The sequence below is a fragment of the Brevundimonas sp. genome (genome assembly GCF_029946145.1).
Lineage (GTDB): Bacteria > Pseudomonadota > Alphaproteobacteria > Caulobacterales > Caulobacteraceae > Brevundimonas.
The window spans coordinates 68865-90974 of the sequence record NZ_JAQSDY010000028.1 but is presented as its reverse complement, the minus strand read 5'-3'; the positions used below and the strand labels follow the sequence as shown (position 1 = coordinate 90974).

Here is a 22110-nt window from a genome sequence, read left to right as displayed (position 1 = left end):
CCGGTCTTCGGTTCGGCGCTTAGCCCGGAACCCAGGGCAATGAAGCGTCCTTCCCTCAAGCATCCCCCGCATCGGATCGGTCGTCACGGCGCGCCGCCTCTTAAGATCGACTTAAGCTGAGCCGCGTCTTCGGCTTCCCGAACGACTTGAGGGACCATGATGAGCGTTGCAGCGTCGCATACGACGGCCTTGGGTCGGACAGCGTCATGATGGGGATCGTCCGGATCGCGTTGACGCGTCCGCTCACCTTCATCGTCATGGCCATCCTCATCGCGCTGGGCGGAGCCATGGCGGCCGTTCGCACGCCCATCGACATCTTCCCCGACATCCGGGTGCCGGTCATCGCCGTGGCCTGGACCTATGCGGGCCTGCCACCGCAGGAAATGGCCGGGCGGATCATCACGCCGTTCGAGCGGGCCCTGTCGGCCACGGTCAGCGATGTCGAACATATCGAGAGCCAGTCGATGCCCGGCGTGGGGATCGTGAAGATCTATTTTCAGCCCGGCGTCGATATCCGCACAGCGACCGCGCAGTTGACTTCCATTTCCCAGACCATGCTTCGCCAGCTGCCCCCTGGCACAAGCCCGCCCTTCATCGTCAACTATGACGCCTCGACCGTCCCGATCGTGCAGCTGGCCCTTTCGGGGGAAGGGCTCACTGAACAGCAGCTCTACGATCTCGGTCTCAATCAGGTTCGACCGCAGCTGATCACCGTCCCCGGCGCGGCCGTCCCCTTCCCCGCCGGCGGACGACAACGGCAGGTGCAGATCGACCTCGACCCCCAGGCGTTGCGCGCGCGCGGCCTGTCGGCCCAGGACGTCTCGCTGGCCATCGCGGCCCAGAATCAGATCAATCCGGCGGGCTTCGCCAAGATCGGCGAGTTCCAGTACAACATAAAGCTCAACAACGCCCCGGGATCGATCGAGGCGCTGAACGATCTGCCGGTGAAGGTGGTCGACGGGGCCACCATCTATATCCGCGACGTCGCCAATGTCCGCGACGGAAGCGCGCCCCAGACCAACGTCGTTCACGTCAACGGTCAGCGCTCGGCGCTGATGACGGTCCTGCGGGGCGGGTCCGCGTCGACCCTGTCGATCGTCGAGGGCATCAAGGCGAAAATCCCTGAAATCGCGGCGGGGCTCCCCGACGCCCTCACCATTCAAACCATTGGCGATCAGTCCGTCTTCGTCCGAGGGGCGCTCGAAGCCGTGGTCGTAGAAGGCGTGATCGCCGCGGCGCTCACCTCGCTCATGATCCTTCTTTTCCTCGGATCCTGGCGATCGACGGTGATCATCGCCCTCTCCATACCCCTGGCCGTCCTGGCCGCGATCGCCGCCCTCTCGGCCAGCGGACAGACACTGAACGTCATGACCCTGGGGGGACTGGCCCTGGCCATCGGCATCCTCGTCGACGACGCCACGGTGACCATCGAAAACATCAACTGGCATCTTGAGCAGGGCAAGGGCGTGCGCGACGCCATCATGGACGGCGCGGCCCAGATCGTGACGCCCGCCTTCGTCTCCCTCCTGTGCATCTGCATCGTCTTCGTCCCGATGCTCCTGTTGCCAGGGGTCGCCGGCTACCTCTTCGTGCCGATGGCGCTGGCGGTGGTGTTCGCCCTGATCGCCTCCTTCGTGCTGTCGCGAACCCTGGTCCCGACCCTGGCCAAGTATCTGCTTCGGCCGCATGTGCCCGGCCTGGATCTCCATGCCGCCGGCAGACCGGGCTCCCGCAACCCCCTGGTGCGCTTCCAGCGCGCGTTCGAAGCGCGATTCGAGCGGACGCGGATCGCCTATGGTCGGCTGCTGGGCCGGGCCCTCGGGGGCCGGCGCGTGTTCATCCCCGTGTTTCTGGCCGTGGTGCTGGCGTCGTTCGCCCTGACGCCCTGGCTTGGCCGCGACTTCTTCCCCAGCGTCGATTCCGGGCAGATCTCGCTTCACGTCCGCGCCCCCGCCGGCACCCGGATCGAAGAGACGGCGGTCGTCATGGACCGCGTCCAGCAGCGCGTCCGCCAGTTGATCCCCGACAGCGAGTTGCGCTCCATCGTCGACAATATCGGCCTGTCCAGCGCGCCGCTGAACACGGTCTACAACAACAGCGGCACGGTCGGTTCGAGCGAAGGCGACATTCTGATCGCCCTGGAAGAAGGGCATCGCCCGACCGAACGCCATGTGGAGCGGCTCCGGGAGGAACTCCCCAAGAGCTTTCCGGGACTGAGCTTCGCCTTCCTGCCGGCCGACATCACGTCCCAGATTCTGAACTTCGGCTCTCCGGCGCCGATCGACATCCAGATCAGCGGACGCGATCTCGCGGCCAACGCGGCCTATGCGGAAACGCTGCTCCGCCGCCTGCGCGCCGTTCCCGGACTCGCTGACGCGCGCATCCAGCAGTCCGCCCGTTATCCGCAGCTGAACATCGATGTCGACCGCGCCCGCATCGCGCAATACGGCCTGACCGAACGCGACGTCACCGTCAGTGTCGGCAATGCCCTCGCCGGCACCTCGCAGACGGCCCCCGTGTTTTTCCTCAACCCGGAAAACGGAGTCTCCTACCCCGTCGTGGCCCAGGTGCCGGAGCATCGGGTCGGCTCCATCGAGGACCTGCAATCGCTTCCGGTGACCGGCGCGGGCGGTTCGGCCGCGCAAACTCTGGGCGGGTTGAGCGACTTGCGCCGAACCGGCGTCGCCTCGGTGATCAGCCATTACGACATCCAGCCGACGATCAATATCTTCGCCACCGCCCATGGCCGCGACCTCGGCGCCGTGGCCGGTGACGTGAAGGCCGTGATCAAGGATCTCGAGCAGGGCCCGCCGAAGGGCGCCAAGGTCACGGTCCGCGGCCAGTACGCCACGATGAACGCGGCGTTCGCGGGCCTGACGCTGGGGATGATCGGCGCGGTGCTGCTGATCTATCTGGTGCTGGTGGTCAATTTCCAGAGCTGGGCCGATCCGCTGGTCATCATCTCGGCCCTGCCCGGCGCCCTGGCCGGAATCGTCTGGATCCTGTTCGTCACCGGCACGACGCTCTCGGTGCCCGCCCTGACCGGCGCGATCATGTGCCTGGGCGTCTCGACGGCCAATTCGATCCTGATCGTCAGCTTCGCCCGCGAGCGGCTCGCCGTCCTCGGGGACGCCACCCAGGCCGCTCTGGAAGCCGGGCTCGTCCGTTTCAGGCCCGTTCTCATGACCGCCCTGGCCATGATCATCGGCATGACGCCCATGGCGCTCGGGATCGGCGAGGGCGGAGAACAAAACGCGCCGCTCGGACGCGCCGTCATCGGCGGGCTGATCGTGGCGACCGCCGCTACGCTGTTCTTGGTGCCAGCCATCTTCAGCTTTGTTCACCGCCGCGCCGGTCAGCGCTCCGCAGCAGGAAAACTCGATGTCGCCCATGTTCAGTAAGGTTCGCGCGGTCGGGCTGAATCCCGCCCTCGCGGCCGGCGCCCTTGGCGCGGTCGCGATCATCGCCTGGGGCGCGTGGGCGCGCGATGCGAACGACGACGCGCTCGCCGAAGTCTCCCGCGAGGCGGCGATCCCGACCGTCAGCCTGATCCAGGCGACCGCCGCGGACACGGAAGGCAAGCTGGTCCTGGCCGCGGAGATCCAGGCGTGGAACACCGCTGACATCCACGCGCGCACCAACGGCTATGTCGAACGCTGGCTGGTCGATATCGGCGACCCGGTGCGCGGTGGGCAGATCCTAGCCGTGCTGGACGCGCCGGAACTCGACCTTCAACTCGCCCAGGCGCGCGCCCAGCATCAGATGGCCCTGGCCGATCTGTCCCTCGCGCGGGCCACCGCGGACCGCTGGAGCGCGTTGCTGGAGCGGGATGCCGTATCGCGCCAGGCCGCGGACGAGAAGACCGGCGCCCTGGCCGCCAGCGCGGCGGTCGCGGACGCCGCCCAGGCCAACGTCCAGCGGCTGGCCGCGCTCCGGGGCTTCACACGGCTTGCCGCGCCGTTCGATGGGATCGTGACCAGCCGCTCGGCGGAAGTCGGGGCCCTGGTGACGGCGGGCGTGGCTGCAGCGCCGCTGTTCACGATCGCCGACACGCGTCGAATGCGCGTCCAGGTCCGCGTGCCGCAATCGGCGTCCGCCGATATCCGGCCCGGCATGCGCGCCGAGCTGCGGCTGCCCGAGGCGCCCGGCGAGACCTTTCCGGCGGTGGTGACCCGGAGCGCCCAGGCCGTGGATGGGCGCTCCGGCACGATGCTGGTGGAACTCCAGGCGGACAACCCGCTGCGGCGGCTGAAACCCGGAAGCTACGCTGAAGTCACCTTCCCCGTTACCGGCGGCGGCGGCGTCATCATCCCGGCGAGCGCCTTGATCCTCGGCCGCAACGGGCCTTCCGTCGCTTCGGTCGATTCCAAAGGCAGGGTGTCCCTCACCCCGGTGCGCCTGGGTCGCGACCAGGGTCGCACCGTCGAGATCCTCGACGGCGTGCGACCGGGAGCGCGCCTTATCAATGCGCCACCCGACGCCCTGGCCGACGGCGATCGGGTGAGTGTCCGACAACAACCACCTCGGGGCCGCGCCAATGCTCAGGACTAGGCTGGCCTGGCCTCTCGCGTTCGCCGCGCTTTCGGGATGCGCCCTCGCCCCGCCGCTTGAACTTCCGGTCACCCCGACCCCTTCCGTCTACAAGGCCTTGGCGACGGGGCCGGAGGGGCAAGGCGCCGGCGCGGCCTGGGCCTCGGCGACGCCCGGCGACGCTGTCCCTCAAGGTGGCTGGTGGAGCCTGTTTCAGGACCCCGTGCTCGACGCGCTCATTCTCAAGCTGGATCGCGCGAGCCCGACACTCGCGGCGGCGCTCGCCCGATATGATCAGGCCCGCGCGACCGCAGGTCTCGACTCCGCCGGTCTTCATCCCCGACTGACCGTCAGCGGCAGGGTCGAACGCCAACAGCAGTCGCGGACCCGCGCGGGCGGCCAGACGCCGACAGACGCCTATGATCAATCCTTCCTCGGCGCGGCGTTCGGCTATGAGCTCGACCTCTGGGGCCGGGTCCGCGACGCCGTGGAGGCCAGCCGCGCCGAGGCGGACGCCAGCGGGGCGGATCTGGTCAATGTCCGGCTGAGCCTGCAGGCCACCCTGGCCGACGCCTATTTCCGACTTCGTGGGCTGGACTCGGAATTAGCGCTCCTGGACCAGACCGTGACGGCCTACAGCCACGCCCATGCGCTCACCGCGACCCGTCACGAGGTCGGGGTCGCGTCGGGGGTGGATGTGGGCCGGGCCGAAGCGCAACTCGCCGGCGCGCGAGCGCGCCGCGTCGACGTCCACCGCCGTCGCGTCCAGGTCGAGAACCAGATCGCGGCGCTCACAGGAGACGCCGCTTCGGAGTTCACCGTCCCCCCGTCCAGCAGCCGGCCTTTGCCGCCCCATATTCCAGGGGGCGTTCCTTCGGAGCTATTGCGACGGCGGCCCGACATCGCCGCCGCCGAGCGTCGCATGGCGGCGGCCAATGCCCGGATCGGCGTCGCGCGGGCCGCCTATTTCCCGGTCCTCAACATCGGTCTGGGAGGAGGATATCAGGCGGCCCAGGGCGCGCTGCTCGCGGCGCCCGCCAGTTTCTGGAGCCTGGGTCCCCTTTCGGCGACGATCCCGCTGTGGGACGGCGGCGCGCGAAAGGCGGAGGTCGCGGCGAGCCGGGCCCGTCACGCGGAGCTGTCGGCCGCCTATCGAGGAACCGTCCTTGAGGCGTTTCGCGAGGTGGAGGACGCCTTGGCGGCGGCCCGGGATCTGGCGGAGCAAGCCACGCAGCAACGTCGGGCCGCGGACGCCGCGAAACGGACGGAGGCGCTGGCCCTCATCCTCTATGAGGAAGGCGCGAGCGACTTTCTCGAGGTCGTGACGGCGCAAACGACGGCGCTCGAGAGCGAGCGTGCGGCCCTCTCGGTCGTGACGTCGCGGATGCAGGCCGCCGTCGTCCTTGTCCGGGCCTTGGGTGGTGGATATTCCGGTCCACAGACCGGTTTCTCGGCCCCCGTGGCGATGGAGACGCCCTGATCGGGCCCGCAAGGCGCTGACGGGTGGGTCTGATGATCCGATGGCGTCGGATATCGGAAGGATCGGCGTCCGGAATTATGAAAGCAACTGGCCGGAGATCTGGACACCTGTGGCGGCCTATGCGTTTGGGGCGTGCTCGAACTCGCCGGGAGCTGAAGGAGCCGGTATAACGCCAGACGGCCGCAGGCAGAGTCAGGGCAGGCCATCGGGGAGGATCACGGCCATGTCGTTCGCTCAATCGGGTCTCGCGTCGGTCATCGCCAGCAGCCTGACCGCCTGTTCGGTATCATCGTTCCGGCCCGACCTTGGGCGATTGGGGTTTTGGGAAGGGGAACGGTCATGGAGCTCGCCCGTGATGATCCTTGGCCTGACGCCCCTGTCGGCCGGAGTGTTCGCGCCTGACCCGTCCGCCGCGGGGCGGACCGGTCAGCGGCCGCCATTCGGCGCGTCACCGGGTCTGACCGCGCCCCTCGGCCTCTTCACAGGAAGACCAACATGTCGGATACGGCCCCGGGCCTGACCCGCTCCGCTCACGCCCCCGAGCCTGGTGAGGACTGGGCGGGCGAAATGGGCGCGCGCTGGCTCACCCATCTCGACACATTCGAGGGGATGATCGCCCCGATCGGCGAGGCCCTACTCGCCCGAGCCGCCCTCGCGCCCGGCGAACGGGTCGTCGACATCGGATGCGGAGGCGGCGCCACGACACTCGCGGCCGCCCGCGCGGTCGCGCCGGACGGAATCGCTCTGGGGCTGGACATCTCGCCGGTTCTGCTACGTCGGGCCCGCGAGCGGGCGGCAGGAGCCAGCGAGATCGATGTAGACTTCGTATGTGCCGATGCCGCGGCGGTCCAGCTGGACGCGGCCCCCTTCGACCGGATGATCTCGCGTTTTGGCAGCATGTTCTTCCCGGAGCCCTATCCGGCCTTCGCCAATCTACGCGGCATGATCCGGCCCGGTGGCCGGCTGGATCTGGCCGTCTGGGCCGCGCCCCGCGATAATCTCTGGATGGCCGCCATGGTCGCGATCATGCGCCGCTATATCGATCTGCCACGCCCGGAACCGCGGACCCCCGGCCCCTTCGCCTTCGAGGACACCGAATATCTGGGCGACGTCCTCGCGACGAATGGGTTCTCAGGGATCGAATTCGAGACCTGGAGTGGCGATCTGCCGTTTGGCGGCCCAGGCGCCACGCCGGATCAGGCCGTCGCCTTCGCCCTTGACGGCATGGCATTCCGGGACCGGATAGCAACGATCGGACCAGACTCGGTCACGCGGCTTTCTCGCGACCTCATGGACCTATACGATGATCGCCAGACCCCGAACGGAGTCATGATGCCGGCCAAGGTCTGGCTCGTCAGCGCCCGGACGTGAACGCGCGTCACGATTGGCAGCCGCGCGGACGGGCGACGGGCCCGCGGGGCCCGCAATGGCTGGACCAGGCCAAGACAGACGGCGACCTGATCTTCTTCGGCTCGGAGATGATGATGATGATGATGATGACGGATCTCGTCACCGCCTTGGACGGTCGCATCCGCGCCGAGACCTGGTCGACGCGTCGAGGTTGCGGAGCCTTGTCGGATCTATCGCGACGCGGGCGCGGTCGTGACCGCAGGCGGCCACCAGGATCCGGACGCCCAGCCCTTCCTTGACTTCCTGAAGTCCGAAGACGGCGCAGCCATCTTTGCGCGCTGGGGCTGACGGACCCGCCGACCTTAAGGCTGCCATAAGGTTGGCGACGCGGTGTCGGTCGCATGGCCGCACAGCGCTCCCCCCTCCTGAACCGCAGAATCCTGCTGGCCTCGCTGCTGGCACCCGCCCCGTCATGGGCCAAGACCGGGATGCCGGCCGGCTCATCAGTCCAAGGACTGGCGACAGATTTCTACGCCGCACGCGGCGGCCGCCGCTCCGCCTGGTCCGGCCCGGCGCGCCAGGAGGCGATCCGGGCTCTGGCCCTGGCCGACCGGCACGGCCTCCCGGCGCCGGACGGTCTGGCTCTGGACGAAGCCGAACTCACCCGGGCCATCCTCACCCTGGCCGACGCGCTGGCGCACGGGCGGGTCGATCCGACGACGGTCGAGACCTTGTGGGAAATGGATCGAAACCACATCGATACGCCGCCGCTTCTGGCGAAGGCCGTCGAAGACGGGACGCTGATTGAGACCATGGCCGGCCTCGCGCCCCAGGATCGGGGCTATCAGGGCCTGTGCGACGGCTTCCTCCGCTACCGAGGCATCGCCGATCGCGGCGGCTGGCCCGCCTTCGCCCTGGGCGCGACGATCGAACCCTTCGCTTCCGACCCGCGCATCCCCGCCATCCTGCCGCGCCTGCGGGTGGAGGGCGACCTGAGCGATGCGGCGGCCTCGATGCTGTACCCTTCAGCCGTCGAATACGGGTCGTTGCTGCAGGAGGCTGTTCGGGCCTTTCAGGTCCGCCATGGCCTGGAGGCGGATGCCCGCATCGGCCCGGCGACACAGCGGGCCCTGTCGATCTCCGCCGAGGACCGGGCCCGCCAGATCGCGTTGAACCTGGAACGCCGCCGCTGGCTCAAGCGGGACGTGGCGCCGGAGCGGATCGAGGTCAACACCGCCGCCTCCATCATGGTCTACTGGAAGGACGGGCGGCCGGTGCATTCCATGCGGGTCGTAACGGGCGACGCCGATAATCCGACGCCCAGCCTTGAGCGGCCGTTCGCCTCGGTCGTCGCCAATCCGCCCTGGACGGTGCCCACCTCCATCGCCCGGCGGGAAATCCTGCCGCGCGGCCCAGCCTATCTGCGGGCGCACAACATGACGATCCAGAACGGCATGGTAGTCCAGCGCGCCGGCCCCAACGCCGCCCTGGGTCAGGTCAAGTTCGAACTCCAGGACAGCTACGCCATTTTCCTGCACGATACCCCCTCGCGCGGGGCGTTCGACCAGAGCTTCCGCCATCTCAGCCACGGATGCGTGCGGGTGCAGGACGCCGTGGGCTTCGCCCGCCTGCTGCTGGCGCCCGACCCCGATCGGCTCGCCCGCTTCGATGAGGCGCTGGACAGCGGCCGAACCGTCCGTGTGGCGACCGGGCGACCGATCGACGTGCGCTTGCTGTACTGGACCGCCTTCCTCGACGGACAGGGCCGTGTCGCCTTTCGTGAGGACATTTATCGGCGCGACACCCGTCTGGCCGGGGCTCTGGGCATCGCCCTGCGCCTGCCGCGACCAGACGACCGGCGCGCCGATGCGAACGATGTCGGCCCCTAGCGACGGTTTGGTCGTGCGGCGGCGCCATCGACCGGGGCGTCCAGATGCTGGCCGTCTACGACGGCTACCGGTGAGCACCTCATCTTCGCCCGCACGCGCGGCGGAAATCGATATCTGTTCCTGGCCCCCCACGGCACGCCCGAGGACAGACTGGCTGCGAGCGCACGCGTCTGTCTGTCGGATTTCCCGGAACTCAGCCAGATCGCAGCCTCCCTGGCGACTGTCTGATCCCCAACATGATGGCCGTCGAACGCCGGATCGAGAAGTGCAGCCCCCAGAAGAAATGCGCCGGAATTTAAGGAACGTGTACGGGGAGCCTACCTGTTCAGTCCCGGAGTGTGGGGGAATCAGTCAAGCTGACTCTTCATTCCGGGAGGCATTATGGGCCAGATACTCCACGGCAGCGCCACGACCACGCACGCCGTCCGAGCTGCGATACAGCGATCGAAGGCTCCGCTCAAAGAACTAGCGGCGCGGCATGGGCTCAACCACAAGACCGTCGCGAAGTGGCGCAAGCGGGCCTTCGTTCAGGACGCGCCGATGGGGCCGAAGACGGTGCGCTCGACCGTCCTCTCGCCTGAGGAAGAGGCGATCGTCGTCGCTTTCCGCAAGCATACCCTGCTGCCGCTGGACGACTGCCTTTACGCGCTCCAGGCGACGCTTCCGCGCCTGACCCGGTCGTCGCTGCACCTCTGTCTGAAGCGCCACGGCATCAGCCGCCTGCCCGAGATCGCCGCCGACTTCCTCAGAGCCGTGATCGACGCCGTGCCCTACAAGATCCACACGCTTCTGACCGACAACGGCGTCCAGTTCGGCGACATGCCACAGCATCGCTCCGGCCCCACCGCCCGCTACCGCGTCCACAAGTTCGATCGCGTCTGCTTCGAACACGGCGTCGAGCACCGCTTCACCAAGCCAAACCATCCGTGGACCACCGGCCAAGTCGAGCGGATGAACCGGACGCTGAAGGAAGCCACCGTCCGCCGCTATCACTACAACAGCCACCAACAGCTCAGGCAGCACCTCGCCGCCTTCCTCGACGCCTACAACTTCGCCAAGCGGCTCAAGACTTTACAGGGCCTCACGCCCTACGAAGCCATCTGCAAGGCCTGGGCTGACGAGCCAGATCGCTTCAGATACGATCCGACCCACCTCACCTCGGGACTAAACACCTAGGACACTTCGATACCGGTTCGGGTCGTACGGATAGATGGTCATGTCCGAACAAGCGAGCCGAGTGTCACAGGCCTCTTCCCATGCGCTCTGAATAAACTTTGGTTCTGCGGAGCAGATGTCCTTGATGTCCAATGAGTCAGGAGCGGCTATTCACGATCAACCAGACGCCAAAGCATTGTCAGCGGAACCCTCTAATCCAGCGCTCGATCGCGACCTTCTGCCCGCTCCGCGCCAGATCGAGACCCGCTTTCGCCAGAATGTCCAAGTGTAACGCCGCGATCTCGGACCGGCGGGCCATGGTCATGCAGATCAAGAAGACAGCCTGGTCCAGGTCGCCGGCTGCAACCAGTTGAAGAGCCCGGGCCTTGGCCGCCTCTATCTCCGATGCAGGTCCAACCGCTCGCGGGTCGAGGGATCCGCCCGCGTTTTCGGCGAAGGGCGCCCGTGATCCAGTCAGATGTCCGGCCCACGCCGCCAAGGCCGATCGCTTTTCCGGCAGATAGGTGTGACGGTCGTAAACGCCGGTGACGGCGGCCCCCTCGCTGGGTGTACGTCCCAAGACCAGACCGACGACGAACCGGGTGACGCCGTACCGGCCGGTCAAGGTGGTCGCTCCCGTAGGCTGAGGCTAGTTCAATACGCTCGGTCAGATGACCATAGTGTGAGACCGAAAATGCTTCTTTTTCTGACCGGTGTGTTGGTCTTGTCCGCTTCACCGTCGCAGGACGTGCCGGTCGCGACCGACCCGCTTAACAGTTTGTCCGCGGCTCACGCCCTGCATTGCCGGATCGAGGATTCCGACTGCATGCAACGAGAATTCGCAGCGCGATGGGATGCTGACCAAGCAGTGCGGACGGACGCCAATCTCGCGCGGCTCTGCCCGCCATCCGCGAGTGCTGGAACGGTCTTTGACGAGGGGTGCGCTCTGCGGACCGCTCTTCACATCGATCAGGACAACACCGCGCGCGCGCGCGGTGCTCGCCTCCGGGCGTTGGCCAGGCTGGACAGGGCCGGCGGCGCGTGGCCTCTGGTTGGCCGTCCAGCACAGCCAGACGGAGACCGGGACCTACGACACGCAATTCATGGTGGCCTCCCTCCCCGCGCTGCGGCAGGCAGTCAGAGAAGGATCTTTGGACGCCCAAGACTATGCGCGAACGGCCGATCGGTGAAATGCCGGGACAGCTCGTCCATCGACATCGTGCGGGCGCCGGCTCTGGCTCTGTGCGGATGGCCCTGGCCGAGAGGCCCAGCTTGTCCGCGAACTGCATCAGGCTGCGCAGCGTGGCCCCTGACATGGACAGCGAAAAGCGCTGCCGCAATCCATTGAGATCAACATCATGGCCATAATAGCGGGCGATCATGGTCATGCAGGCCAGGCCGCATTCGGCGGCCTCCGCCCCCTGAATGACCGGCAGCCTCCGGCGACCTGAGAAGTCGAGCAGCGCAGACGTCGTGTTCATCCGCGTCGCCCGGCCGCGTACAGGGGGTCCAAAAGCCATTCCAGAAGATTGCGCCGGTCGATGATCACGTCCGCCGTCAACAGCATGCCGGGCCGCATCGGTATTTCCCGGCCGTAGGCTGACACGCTCTCACGGTCCAACCGGACCCGAACCCGGAAGACCGGTCCATCGATCTTCAGGCCACGGACAGCGACCTCGTCCGGCGCCAGAACGGTCCGCGAGACCGAGGTAATCCGTCCCGCTCCCGAGCCGAACTTCTGATGCGGGAAAGGCTGGTACATCAGACGCACCTCCTGGCCCTCGCGAACGAACCCCGCGGCCCGGGAGGGAGCGTAAAGTTCCGCCTCCAGCGGACCGTCGCCGGGCGTCACGATCGCCAAGGTTGCGCCGGCCGCGACACTCTGGCCGGGTGCCGTCGGCAAGGCGGCGATCCGGCCGGCCACCGTGGCCACCACGTTGTAGATTGCCTCGGCTTCGGTCCGCGTCTCCTGCCCGACCAGCTTCGCCCGCACCGCCGCCACCTCTGCCTCGGCCGCGCGCAAATCTATCGGAATGGCGGCAAGGCGGCTGTCGACCTCGCTGATCTGGCGTTCGTATTCCAACACCTGGGCGGTAATCTCCGACAACGCCAGGTCGGCCTGAAGGGCTGCCGAGCGTCGGGCCTCCAGTTCTCGTCCCGGCATGAAGCCTTGGGCGGCGATGGCTTCAGCGCGCGGAACCTGGTCGTTGGCGAGGGCAAGCCTCTGACGCTGCAACTGCACGCGCCGCCGGGCCTCCGCACGTTCACCACTGAGGCCGCCGCGCCGCCGGATCAACTGGCTGCGCTCGGCCCCGAGGGTCTCCCGTGTCGCCGAGGCCCGGTCCCGGGCTGCGCCTTGCTGCCCGGATAGGCTCGCGGAGAGCGCCGAAAACGCATCGCCTTGCTCCAGCGCCCGGGAAAGGCGCAGGGTCGCGATCGGCTGTCCAGCCTTCACCAACTCGCCCTCGGAGACTAGAACGCGCTCTACGACCCCACCATCTCGGGCCGTGAGGCGGATCAGTCCGGCGGGGGGCGTAAGCCAGCCTGACACCGTTTCCTTGCGCGCGTAAGAAGCTGTTGCCGCGAACACCGTCACGGCGAGCACAATCGCCACCAGAAGAAACGTCAGAAGCCTCAGGGACACTGAAGAAGCCAGGATCACATTGCCGGTTAGGCGCCCTGCTGCATGGGTTATGGCTTGCCGGCGAAACAGATCCTTGCTGGCGGCCAGCGTCGTCGCCGGCCTGCTTTGGTCCCGGATCGGACCAGAGGCGACGTTCATCGTCGGTGCCATGTTCGCCCTGCTGGCGACAGTCGGGCTTGTGTCCATGACCGATGTCATTAACGGTACGTCGGGCCTGATCGGGACCTCTCTGAACGCTTAGCGAAACCCGTCGATCCAGTCCGCGACCTGATCGCGCGAGCCCGCCGCCGCGCGCTCAAGCCGGGCCTTGCCCAGGATGGCCAGATGCGAGTTGGCCCTGCCTTGATGGCGCGACAGATCCATGCAAATCGACAGCACCGCCTCGTGGAGCTGACCCTTCTGGCGCCGGGCCAGCGCCTTCGCCCTGGCGTCGTCGACAAGCGTGCTGGCCTCGTCCGACGACGCCTGGCTGGATGGCGCGGCAGCATGAACGGGCCGCACGCGATGGTTTGCCCATAGCGCCAGCGCCGCCTGCTTCTCAGGCACACAGGCGTGCCTTGAAGCGGCATGATCACCACATGTCGCCATTTCTGGCGGGTTATAGGATTAAATAGGCGTTATCTCGCCATAAATGGCGACTTATGATCCGCCCCGCTCCCAGTTATAAATCGCCGTTATTGACGACTTAACTCTTATTCTCTATATAACTCGTCGAAAGTGGCGAATTATGAAGATAACCAACCTTACCGCCGACCACGCCGCCCTCGTGGAGTTTGGCCGCAGGGTCGCGGAAACACGGCTCGCGCGACAAATGACCCAGGCCCAGTTCGCCGAAGCCGCAGGCGTGTCCAAGCGAACCATCGAGCGACTCGAGGACGGGGCCTCGACCCAGTCCGCCAACCTGGTCCGGTGCCTCCGGGCCCTGCACAAACTGGAGGGCCTCGACCGGTTGCTGCCCGAGACCCCGGCCAACCCCATCGCCCTGCTCGAACGCCACGGCAAGACGCGTCAGCGCGCCCGCCCGGCCGACACTCCGGAACCCGCGACCCCGTGGACCTGGGGTGACGAACCATGACCACCGTCGCCGAGGTCCGTCTGTGGGGAAGACGCATCGGCGCCGTGTCCCTGGAAGACGGCGCCGATGTCGCCGCCTTCGCCTATGATCCCGCCTTCCTCACCAGTGGGATTCAGCCGGCGCCGCTGATGATGCCGTTGGCTTCCGAGATCTACACCTTCCCCGACCTCAACCCGCGCAGCTTCCACGGCCTGCCGGGCATGCTGGCCGACGCCTTGCCCGACAAGTACGGCAACACTCTGATCGACGCCTGGCTCGCGACCCAGGGCCGGACGCCGGAGAGCTTCAACGCCGTCGAACGGCTTTGCTACACTGGCGCGCGCGGCATGGGCGCCCTTGAGTTCGCCCCGGCCAAGGGCCCGCGCCGCAAGGCCGCGACCCGGATCAAGCTCGACGCTCTGGTCGAGCTGGCGTCGGAAGTCCTGACCCATCGCAATGATCTCCTCTCGTCGTTCGCCGACGAGAAAAAGGCCGAGGCGCTGCGCGACATCCTGCGGGTCGGCACCTCCGCCGGCGGCGCCCGCGCCAAGGCGGTGATCGCCTGGAACGCCCAGACCAATGAGGTCCGGTCGGGCCAGGTCGAGGCCGGAGACGGCTTCGACTATTGGCTGCTGAAGTTCGACGGCGTGAAGGGCAACAAGGACAAGGAGCTGACCGATCCGCAGGGCTACGGCGCCGTCGAGTACGCCTATGCCCTGATGGCGATGGCCGCGGGCGTCGCCGTCGCCGAATGCCGTCTTCTCGAAGAAGGTGGCCGGCGCCATTTCATGACCAGGCGGTTCGACCGCCTGCCCGGCGGCGGCAAGCTGCACATGCAGTCCCTGGCCGCGCTCGCCCACTACGATTTCAACGACCAGAACGCCTGGTCCTACGAACAGGCCCTGTTCGTCATGCGCCGCCTCGGCCTCCCGATGGAGGCGTTGGAAGAACAGTTCCGGCGCATGGCCTTCAACATCATCGCCCGCAACCAGGACGACCATGTCAAGAACATCGCCTTCCTGATGGACCGGGCCGGCGCTTGGCGGCTGTCGCCGGCCTTCGACATCACCTGGAGCTTCAATCCTGACGGCGACTGGACCGCCCGCCACCAGATGTCGATGAACGGCAAGCGCGACGACTTCACGCTCGAGGACTTCGAGGCCTGCGCCCGGACAGCGTCGCTCAATCGCAACCGCGTCCGAACCATCCTGAAGGAGGTCAGCACCGCCGTCGCCGAATGGCCCCGGTTCGCGCAGGCCGCCGGCGTCGATGAGCATTGGCGCCGGCCGATCGACCCGAGCCTTCGGCTTCTGACCGTTCCTTGACCCTGACGCGATTCGCCATGGCTCCTTCAAAACGCGAGTTCTGCTTCGCGCCAAGAACAGATACTGGTCCATCTCCGGAAACACGACAGTCCGAGTTCGAGGCGCGTTGGAACGTCCGCTTCGCCGCCCTGTGCGAGAGACCGGGCGCGACCGGTTGCTGACGCCCCCGAGCGTGGCGCTAGCGGGCGGGCTCGGCCTGACGTCCCCACCGGTCGAATATATCGACCCGGCCGCTGAGCACCACCGTGCCCAGGCTTCCGCCAACCGGAAACAGGTACCGGCCTCGGGCGTCAGGCCTGACCGGCCGCCCATCGACGCTGAGCGTCAACCGCCTGTTTGATGGGCAGGCCTGTCGGGGAGAGCACGCCGTCGAGACCGCGTATTCACCCCGCTCGACCCTCACCTGCACCGAGAAGCGGCCTTCCCGATCCGTAGTCGCGACCACGATCGCCGTGCCCCCGGGATCCTTGCCCAGGTTGACATCGACCCCGGGGATCGGTTCGCCTGCGTTGACCACTCCTCCCGGGACCGCCAACGCGAGGCTGATCAGGGCAATTTTGAATCTCGATGTCATTTGGGTTTCCCCGCAAGGCCATGCCGGCCGCCATTTGCGGTCGGACAACGCTGGTCACCGAGAGGCGCCGCTGTCAATACATCCGATAGTCCGACTGCCGGGCCCCCGCGCAGATGTGCATTCAGATCAATTCCGACGAGATATTCGACCCGTTTGAATTGGCGTCTTGCCCCGCCCCCCAGACGACCACTGCCGATGAACCTGTGCCCCGGGCCTTGATCATTCGGGCCCGATTGACAGCCAAGCCTAACCGTGACCAGCTTGAAAAACCGCAGATATTTTAAGCGGATACTGGAACTCTCATCATGACATCGCGAGTGGGACTGATGGCGCTGGCGAGCCTGGCTGGCCTGCTCCTGTCCATGTCCACGACCAGCGCCGAAACGACGCCAGGCGCCCGCGGCTATGTGCTTACAGACCTGCTGATCTCCTCGTACCAGAACGGTCGCCCTGTCGCGACGACCCGAACGGACGCCCGGGGGAGCTTCCGTCTCAACCTGCCCGCTGGCGCCAACAACATCTGTCTGAACGGACCCGGCCTCAGGTCGGCGATCGACCGCTCCGGAGGCGCCGAGGGTGAAGACCATATCATTGGCGTCCTGATCGGGCTGCTGTTGCCGGCGGTCCAGGCCCCACCCGCCGAGCTGCAACTGGCCCTTCCCGCCGCCACCCGGGGGCCTGCGCAGGACAGGGCGCGCGGCCCCTCGCCAGCCGACCGCGACCTTTGCTTCCCCTATACCACCAGCGCCGGACCGGTCCCCGGTGACTATGACGGCGACGGACGCGCGGACCAACAGGTCGATCCGCGCGTCCCGCCGCCCGCTGCCCGGGCGGCGCCCGCGCGGCCCGCCGCGCCCCAAACCGTGGCGGTCACGGGTACCGTCAGTCTGGTGAGATGAACATGGTCGACTTGCGCCTGAACCGACGCCTGGTCCTGACCGGCGGCGCCCTGACCGTGGCCGCCGCCGCCACGCCCGTCCTCGCCGCCCCCCAGAGCCGCGCCGCCTATGGCGGTCTGAGGAAGACCATCGCGGTCGACATCTTCCGGGCCACCGAGGCGGTCGGGGGCTCGGTCACCGCAGACGGCATGACCGCCATGCTGACCCAGGCCCTGGTCGAGGACGGTCGCTTCCTGGTGGTCGAGGGGGGTGGAGCGATGGAGGCCAGCGCCATCGTGCGCGGGGCCGTGACCAAATACGAGGCCGCCGCCGGGGGCGGCGGGATGAGCATTAGCGGCGGCCCCCTGGGCGGACTGCTGGGCGGCCGGGCCAGCACACGCAACCAGACCGCCGTGATCGAGATCGCCCTGCGCCTCGTCGACACCACCACCGGCCAGGTCATCTCGACCTCCAGCGCCGAGGGGCGGGCCTCGTCGCGCACCTCGGAGGCCGGGCTGGTCGACAACTGGGGCGGCGCCCGGCTGGGCGGCGAGATCTTCCGCGCCACACCCATCGGCCAGGCCGGTCAGGACGCCATCGTCCGGGCGGTTGACCAGATCGCCGCGGGCATGCGCAACGTGCCCTGGTCAGCCCTCGTCGTCGATGTGGCCGCCAACGGCGTCTATCTGAACGCCGGGGCTGATCGCAACGTCCAGCCCGGTCTGAGCCTCAGCGTCTGGCGGCCGGGCCGCACACTAACCGATCCGCGGACAGGTGAGATTCTCGACGTGGAAATGTCCCGCATCGGCCGGGTGCAGGTCGAGACGGTCCGCGACAGGCTCTCGATCGCCAGCATCATCGACGGCGAGCCGCCGATGCGCGGCGACGTGCTGAGGACGGACTGAACCTATCATCGTAATCGCCCCTCAAGGGAGACGCGTCATGAAGACCTCTACAGGAACCCTCGTCATGCTCGGCGCCGTCCTGCTGGCCGGGCCGGCTCTCGCTCAAAGCGCAACCCTCAACTCGTCGGGCGCGACGATCGCGGTCGAGACAAGGGCGGCCCCCCGCGGCGGCCCGTCGGTCGCGCCGGGCTCGACGAGCGGTGAACCGCGAACGGGCGGTGAGCGGCTTCGGCTCATCAACAATAGCGAGACCGACACTGTGCAGGTCGAAGGGTCGTACCGGGCCGTTTCCGGCGAAGCGCCCGTCAACGGCATCGGCGGATTGGGTGGCGGACGGTACTCGCAGGAGGCGGCGGTCGTCACGGGCCGGGTCACCAACGCCCAGGGACAGCCGGAGACCGCCCAGGCGCAATCCCGCGACGGACCGGTCAACGGCATCGGCGGGTCCGGCGGAGGACGGCTGCCGAACCGGGACCACATCGATCAGGACGCCCAGTCCGACACCCCGGGACGGTCGTCCCAAGGTCAGGCGGCGGGCTCCACCAGCCGTGGAAGTGCGCTGACTGAAGTTAGTTCATCTCAAGGCGCTGACTTCATTGCCCGAACGAACACCGACCGTCCTTCGCCCGGCGCACGGCGCCCGGCGCCAGGCGCCGTGCCAGAGGCGGCCATCAACTCATCGGGCGGACCCATCGACATCGAGTCATGGTCATGGGGGCGGATCGACCGGTTGAATACGGCTGAGGCCTGCACGGCGCGGCGCGGCGTCGTTCTGATGCACGAGGGCGTCCAGCAATGCCGCCTGCCAGCGACGTCTCGCCCAGAGGGGGCCGTCCGGCCCTGATGCAGGTATCGACCACGCAACAGGCGGGACCGGTCACCGCCGATGGACGCCCGTCCCAAAGACCCAAACAAGGAAATGGACACCATGCGGAAGACAGCGATCATCCTGGCCGGCGCGGCCATATTCGACCTCGGCGTCGTCGTCGTATCGGTCCAGGCGCAGGAAAGCTTGCGTCCGACGCCAGGGACCGTCGTCACGGCGCCCGGAACGACTTCGAACCGGGATCACATCGACCAGGACGCCCAGCTCAGGGGTTGCGCCAACGGCAAACACCTTCCTGAGGCCCAGCTCAGTGCGTGTCGGGATACCACGGCGGACTCATCGAGCCCCGCCGGCCAGACCAGAGCCGTTGACATGTTCCTCAAGATCGACCGGGTGAACAGCGTCCAGGCGTGCACGGCCCGCCGCGGTGAGGTCGTCAGACATGAGGGCGTTCAGCAGTGCCGCCTGCCGGCGACGGGAGACGCCGACATCCACAAACAGGGCCTCGCGCTGAACTACACCAAGATCGACATCCACTACACCGCCCGGGCCTGCGTCGCCCAGCAGGGCGAGGTCGTCACGCGTGAAGGCGTTCAGCAGTGCGCCCTGCCGGCCAACCCGGGTGACAACCGGGTCCGACCCAACAGGCGTTAGTGACCGGCGCGGCCCATTCCTTGCGCGCCGGCGCTCGATGCGGGACACGCCCGCAACGGGTCGATCCCGACGATGACGGGGTCGTGCGTCTGTCAGCGGCCTCATCCGAAGGCGAGGCGACCGCGACCGGCCGGGTGGTGCTGGAGGTCGGGGGAGAGCGGATATCGGTTGAGATGACCGTGCCCGCCGGCCTCGTCACGGTCGAGGACGTGCTGCCCATCGTTCACGGCCTGAGCAGTTTGTTCGCGACCCGGGCGACCGCCCGCGTCGCGGCCGAGGGGCAGGAGGTTTCCTGCCGCGCCGGCTGCGGCGCCTGCTGTCGCCAGCTGGTGCCCGTCGCGCCCGCCGAAGCCCGCGCCCTGGCCCGACTGGTCGAGGCCATGCCCGAGCCCCGGCGCAGGCATGTGCGCCGCCGCTTCGAGGCGGCCCTCGACACCCTCGCGCCGCTGGGCCTCATGGAGCGCCTCGATCAAAACCGCGACGACCGCCAGGGAATCGCACGGGAGTATTTCGCCGCCGGCGTCGCCTGTCCGTTCCTGGAGGATGAGGCGTGTTCGATCCATGCCAACCGACCGCTGTCGTGCCGCGAATATCTGGTCACCTCACCGCCAGACCTGTGCGCCGCCCTGGCGCCAGGCATCGAAAGGGTGGCCCTTGAGGCCCGGCCGTCGCTGGCCCTACTGAGCGCGGATCTCCGGGACGGCTGGCTGCCGCTGGTGCTGTCGCTGGTCCAGGACGCCCACGCCCCGCCCTCGCCGCGCGAGCGCCCGGCGGCCGAGATACTGAAAGAGGTGATCGCCGCCCTGTGAAATTCGACTGGTTCGCGGTCATCACGGGAACAGTGCCACTCGCTCGGAGAAGAAGGCACCCGCTTGTCGACCTACGAAGCGGACTTCTTCAAAGTCTGCACGGCGTCAGACCTGCGCGTTCGGCGGGCGATCTGCACCCCGCCCGCAAGCGGACGCTCCCTACCGCCGCGTTGAGTCCTGAACAGCTGTTGACCCTAAAGGTCCTAGAAGCGCCAGGAGCGGACTCTGGCTCCGGTCCGGAAAGGCGACATTCGGGGCGGCGGTCAGGAGCCAGAAGTACTGCATTCTGACGCTGTTCCCACGTCTGGCGGAGCGCGCCTTCTCCGGCCTAGATGAGGAGCTGGGGTGTTCGTCGGCACCCCCTGCCTGACGACAACACGGTCTCCGGCGCCAGAGCCCATGACAAGCCGGGTGGACACGATCACCAATGGGGACCGCGGCTGAAGCGAAACCGCGCCGTGTCAGCTATTCGAACCTCGCTTAGGAGCGGAACGCTAGCGCCAGCCGGCGGTCGGGCTCCACCGTCCGCGCACCCCTTCCGGCGTGGCGAGGGCGGCCAGCACCGGATCGAAGAACCGCCTCAGTTCGGCCTGGACCTCCGGGAAGGACGGCGGCTCGAGCGCCGGCGGGCTGCGGCGCAGGAAGCCCGCCCAGAGACCGCGCGCATCGGCGATGGCGGCAAAGGCGGCGGTCAGGCCGACCGGCGAGGCGTCGGGGACCGCGGTCTCGCGCCGGCGCAGGGTGCCGCCGACGGCCTCGACCACATGGGACAGATCCATGTCGAAGGTCCGGATCGTGACCCAGATGTCGTAGAAGTCCTTGATGCGGCCGTTGGCCTCCCCGAAGCGGATCATGGCCTCGAACTTCTCCGCGATCACCGTCTCTGGCGGGTACATCAGCAGCGTCGCCGCCGGCAGATCGGGCAACAAGCTGGGAAAGACTTGGCGCCGGGGCGCGGGATGGACGTGATCGCCGAAGCCGATGTCGACCTGGACCGGGATGACCGCTCCCGCCAGTTCCGCCCGCAAGCTGAGCTGGACGCCCTGGTAACGGTCGACCTCCCGGACGGCTTCCACCCTCAGGGTGGCCGGATCGAAGACCAGGCCGTCCTCCGGCGCGTCCACCGCGCAGATCCGCGCAAAGAGCGCCCGGACCGCTTCTGGATCCGGATCGCCGTGGCCAAGCAGATCGAGATCGCCCGTCGGCCGGTCGGCCTGTTCCGGCCAGGTGACGAACAGCATGGCGCCCTTGAGGACATAGCGCTCGACGGCTTCCGTGCTCGCCAGCCGGAACAGCAGCCGTTCGATGGCGTAGCGGGTCAGGGTCCGCTGGAAGGGCTCGCCCCGCCCCTTGGCGTAGGCGAGCAGTCGCGCGCGGATGGAGGCCGGGATGTTCCGGGGCGGTCTGGCGGTCATTGCAGGGCCTGGATGTAGGGCGTCATGCGGGCCGCGACCCGGTCTATGGCGGCATAGCGCAGGAGATCGCCCGGCGTCGTCTTGCGCTGGCGCAGCGCGTCGCGCAGGGCTTCGATGGCCACATCCTCCCCGATGCGGCGGCGATGCTTGAAGCAGTCGGCCACCGTCTTGGGGACGTTGTAGACGGGCACCGTCACCCCTTCGATCAGCACGGTCTCGACCCCGGCGGTGAGCACCTCGTCGGCCGCCCGGACGATCTCAAGCGGCAGGTCGTCGACCTTGGGCGTGCGCGCCGTCTGCGGGATCGTCAGCCACACCGCAGTGGGCAGCTGGGTGGTCAGGCCGTGGTGGCGCAGGGCGCTGATCAGGCTCACCACCCCTTGCGGGACCCGTCTGGCCGCTTCCGCCAGCTCATGGGCGACGTGCTCCCCGACCCGGGCGGGTTCCTGGTAGAGACCGCGCGCCACGCGGACCAGGTCCCCGGCGTCGGTCAGCCGCTTCAGATAGACGAGAGGGATGCCAGCGGCCGTGAAGTCGCGCGCGCGCGCGATGCCCCGGACCCGGGTCAGCTCCAGCGCGCGTTCGCGATAATTCATAGGACAAATCCTCGAAATGTTCTCTT

General features: G+C 67.8%; 21 protein-coding genes. 14 read left to right on the top strand and 7 right to left on the bottom strand.

Going from position 1 to position 22110, the window contains the following annotated elements:
- The first annotated feature begins 206 nt into the window (after positions 1-206).
- From PSV23_RS15365 to PSV23_RS15340, 7 genes are all read left to right on the top strand, one after another.
- Positions 207-3401 (top strand): efflux RND transporter permease subunit, encoded by a 3195-nt coding sequence (locus PSV23_RS15365; RefSeq protein WP_300470682.1) that lies wholly within the window; start codon positions 207-209, stop codon positions 3399-3401.
- A complete protein-coding gene (locus PSV23_RS15360; RefSeq protein WP_300470680.1) occupies positions 3337-4551 on the top strand; it encodes an efflux RND transporter periplasmic adaptor subunit in 1215 nt (404 codons plus the stop codon). The genes PSV23_RS15365 and PSV23_RS15360 overlap by 65 nt, the downstream gene beginning before the upstream one ends.
- Positions 4538-6010: an efflux transporter outer membrane subunit gene (locus tag PSV23_RS15355; RefSeq protein WP_300470678.1), complete on the top strand. Its 1473-nt coding sequence runs from the start codon at positions 4538-4540 to the stop codon at positions 6008-6010. Before PSV23_RS15360 ends, PSV23_RS15355 begins: the two co-directional genes overlap by 14 nt.
- Positions 6011-6505: 495 nt before the next feature.
- On the top strand, positions 6506-7381 hold the full coding sequence (locus PSV23_RS15350) for a class I SAM-dependent methyltransferase (RefSeq protein WP_300470676.1): 876 nt from the start codon (positions 6506-6508) through the stop codon (positions 7379-7381).
- Between the two features lie 132 nt (positions 7382-7513).
- Complete coding sequence (locus PSV23_RS17405; protein ID WP_366524253.1) at positions 7514-7708, top strand: substrate-binding domain-containing protein; 195 nt, start codon at positions 7514-7516, stop codon at positions 7706-7708.
- 53 nt (positions 7709-7761) lie between these two features.
- Positions 7762-9249: a murein L,D-transpeptidase gene (locus PSV23_RS15345; protein ID WP_300470674.1), complete on the top strand. Its 1488-nt coding sequence runs from the start codon at positions 7762-7764 to the stop codon at positions 9247-9249.
- A gap of 381 nt (positions 9250-9630) precedes the next feature.
- Positions 9631-10425, top strand: a complete 795-nt coding sequence (locus tag PSV23_RS15340; protein ID WP_300470672.1) for an integrase core domain-containing protein — start codon at positions 9631-9633, stop codon at positions 10423-10425.
- Positions 10426-10603: 178 nt separating this feature from the next.
- Here the strand turns inward: PSV23_RS15340 and PSV23_RS15335 are convergent, their stop codons facing one another.
- From PSV23_RS15335 to PSV23_RS15320, 4 genes are all read right to left on the bottom strand, one after another.
- On the bottom strand, positions 10604-11029 hold the full coding sequence (locus PSV23_RS15335) for a hypothetical protein (RefSeq protein ID WP_300470670.1): 426 nt from the start codon (positions 11027-11029) through the stop codon (positions 10604-10606).
- Positions 11030-11174: 145 nt separating this feature from the next.
- Complete coding sequence (locus PSV23_RS17470) at positions 11175-11786, bottom strand: cysteine peptidase family C39 domain-containing protein (protein WP_370461093.1); 612 nt, start codon at positions 11784-11786, stop codon at positions 11175-11177.
- A gap of 95 nt (positions 11787-11881) precedes the next feature.
- Positions 11882-13186, bottom strand: coding sequence for an HlyD family secretion protein (locus PSV23_RS15325; protein WP_300470667.1), 1305 nt, complete (start codon positions 13184-13186; stop codon positions 11882-11884).
- 99 nt (positions 13187-13285) lie between these two features.
- Positions 13286-13594, bottom strand: a complete 309-nt coding sequence (locus PSV23_RS15320) for a hypothetical protein (RefSeq protein ID WP_300470665.1) — start codon at positions 13592-13594, stop codon at positions 13286-13288.
- Positions 13595-13775: 181 nt separating this feature from the next.
- Between PSV23_RS15320 and PSV23_RS15315 the strand changes: the two genes are divergently transcribed.
- Positions 13776-14123, top strand: a complete 348-nt coding sequence (locus tag PSV23_RS15315) for a helix-turn-helix transcriptional regulator (protein ID WP_300470663.1) — start codon at positions 13776-13778, stop codon at positions 14121-14123.
- Complete coding sequence (locus PSV23_RS15310; RefSeq protein ID WP_300470661.1) at positions 14120-15427, top strand: type II toxin-antitoxin system HipA family toxin; 1308 nt, start codon at positions 14120-14122, stop codon at positions 15425-15427. The genes PSV23_RS15315 and PSV23_RS15310 overlap by 4 nt, the downstream gene beginning before the upstream one ends.
- A 178-nt stretch (positions 15428-15605) precedes the next feature.
- Here the strand turns inward: PSV23_RS15310 and PSV23_RS15305 are convergent, their stop codons facing one another.
- Entirely contained in the window at positions 15606-16001 is a 396-nt protein-coding gene (locus PSV23_RS15305; RefSeq protein ID WP_300470659.1) for a hypothetical protein, read from the bottom strand.
- A gap of 305 nt (positions 16002-16306) precedes the next feature.
- Between PSV23_RS15305 and PSV23_RS15300 the strand changes: the two genes are divergently transcribed.
- From PSV23_RS15300 to PSV23_RS15280, 5 genes are all read left to right on the top strand, one after another.
- On the top strand, positions 16307-16900 hold the full coding sequence (locus PSV23_RS15300) for a hypothetical protein (RefSeq protein ID WP_300470656.1): 594 nt from the start codon (positions 16307-16309) through the stop codon (positions 16898-16900).
- 2 nt (positions 16901-16902) lie between these two features.
- Positions 16903-17784 (top strand): CsgG/HfaB family protein, encoded by an 882-nt coding sequence (locus PSV23_RS15295; protein ID WP_300470653.1) that lies wholly within the window; start codon positions 16903-16905, stop codon positions 17782-17784.
- A gap of 37 nt (positions 17785-17821) precedes the next feature.
- The gene (locus PSV23_RS15290; protein ID WP_300470650.1) at positions 17822-18628 is read left to right on the top strand and encodes a hypothetical protein; all 807 of its coding nucleotides are present in this window, start codon (positions 17822-17824) and stop codon (positions 18626-18628) included.
- A gap of 84 nt (positions 18629-18712) precedes the next feature.
- Positions 18713-19264, top strand: coding sequence for a hypothetical protein (locus PSV23_RS15285; RefSeq protein WP_300470648.1), 552 nt, complete (start codon positions 18713-18715; stop codon positions 19262-19264).
- A gap of 83 nt (positions 19265-19347) precedes the next feature.
- On the top strand, positions 19348-20073 hold the full coding sequence (locus PSV23_RS15280; protein ID WP_300470646.1) for a YkgJ family cysteine cluster protein: 726 nt from the start codon (positions 19348-19350) through the stop codon (positions 20071-20073).
- A gap of 494 nt (positions 20074-20567) precedes the next feature.
- On the opposite strand, the gene PSV23_RS15275 is transcribed toward PSV23_RS15280, so the two are convergent.
- Positions 20568-21488, bottom strand: coding sequence for a nucleotidyl transferase AbiEii/AbiGii toxin family protein (locus PSV23_RS15275; protein WP_300470644.1), 921 nt, complete (start codon positions 21486-21488; stop codon positions 20568-20570).
- Positions 21485-22084, bottom strand: coding sequence for a type IV toxin-antitoxin system AbiEi family antitoxin domain-containing protein (locus tag PSV23_RS15270; RefSeq protein ID WP_300470642.1), 600 nt, complete (start codon positions 22082-22084; stop codon positions 21485-21487). The genes PSV23_RS15275 and PSV23_RS15270 overlap by 4 nt, the downstream gene beginning before the upstream one ends.
- Positions 22085-22110: the final 26 nt, after the last annotated feature.

Bases quoted from the DNA above. Each gene is read 5' to 3' on its own strand.
- PSV23_RS15365 (WP_300470682.1), top strand. From the start codon at position 207: ATGATGGGGATCGTCCGGATCGCGTTGACGCGTCCGCTCACCTTCATC.
- PSV23_RS15355 (WP_300470678.1), top strand. From the start codon at position 4,538: ATGCTCAGGACTAGGCTGGCCTGGCCTCTCGCGTTCGCCGCGCTTTCG.
- PSV23_RS15350 (WP_300470676.1), top strand. From the start codon at position 6,506: ATGTCGGATACGGCCCCGGGCCTGACCCGCTCCGCTCACGCCCCCGAG.
- PSV23_RS15345 (WP_300470674.1), top strand. From the start codon at position 7,762: ATGGCCGCACAGCGCTCCCCCCTCCTGAACCGCAGAATCCTGCTGGCC.
- PSV23_RS15340 (WP_300470672.1), top strand. From the start codon at position 9,631: ATGGGCCAGATACTCCACGGCAGCGCCACGACCACGCACGCCGTCCGA.
- PSV23_RS17470 (WP_370461093.1), bottom strand. From the start codon at position 11,786: ATGATCGCCCGCTATTATGGCCATGATGTTGATCTCAATGGATTGCGG.
- PSV23_RS15325 (WP_300470667.1), bottom strand. From the start codon at position 13,186: ATGAACGTCGCCTCTGGTCCGATCCGGGACCAAAGCAGGCCGGCGACG.
- PSV23_RS15315 (WP_300470663.1), top strand. From the start codon at position 13,776: ATGAAGATAACCAACCTTACCGCCGACCACGCCGCCCTCGTGGAGTTT.
- PSV23_RS15310 (WP_300470661.1), top strand. From the start codon at position 14,120: ATGACCACCGTCGCCGAGGTCCGTCTGTGGGGAAGACGCATCGGCGCC.
- PSV23_RS15305 (WP_300470659.1), bottom strand. From the start codon at position 16,001: ATGACATCGAGATTCAAAATTGCCCTGATCAGCCTCGCGTTGGCGGTC.
- PSV23_RS15300 (WP_300470656.1), top strand. From the start codon at position 16,307: ATGACATCGCGAGTGGGACTGATGGCGCTGGCGAGCCTGGCTGGCCTG.
- PSV23_RS15295 (WP_300470653.1), top strand. From the start codon at position 16,903: ATGGTCGACTTGCGCCTGAACCGACGCCTGGTCCTGACCGGCGGCGCC.
- PSV23_RS15290 (WP_300470650.1), top strand. From the start codon at position 17,822: ATGAAGACCTCTACAGGAACCCTCGTCATGCTCGGCGCCGTCCTGCTG.
- PSV23_RS15285 (WP_300470648.1), top strand. From the start codon at position 18,713: ATGCGGAAGACAGCGATCATCCTGGCCGGCGCGGCCATATTCGACCTC.
- PSV23_RS15275 (WP_300470644.1), bottom strand. From the start codon at position 21,488: ATGACCGCCAGACCGCCCCGGAACATCCCGGCCTCCATCCGCGCGCGA.
- PSV23_RS15270 (WP_300470642.1), bottom strand. From the start codon at position 22,084: ATGAATTATCGCGAACGCGCGCTGGAGCTGACCCGGGTCCGGGGCATC.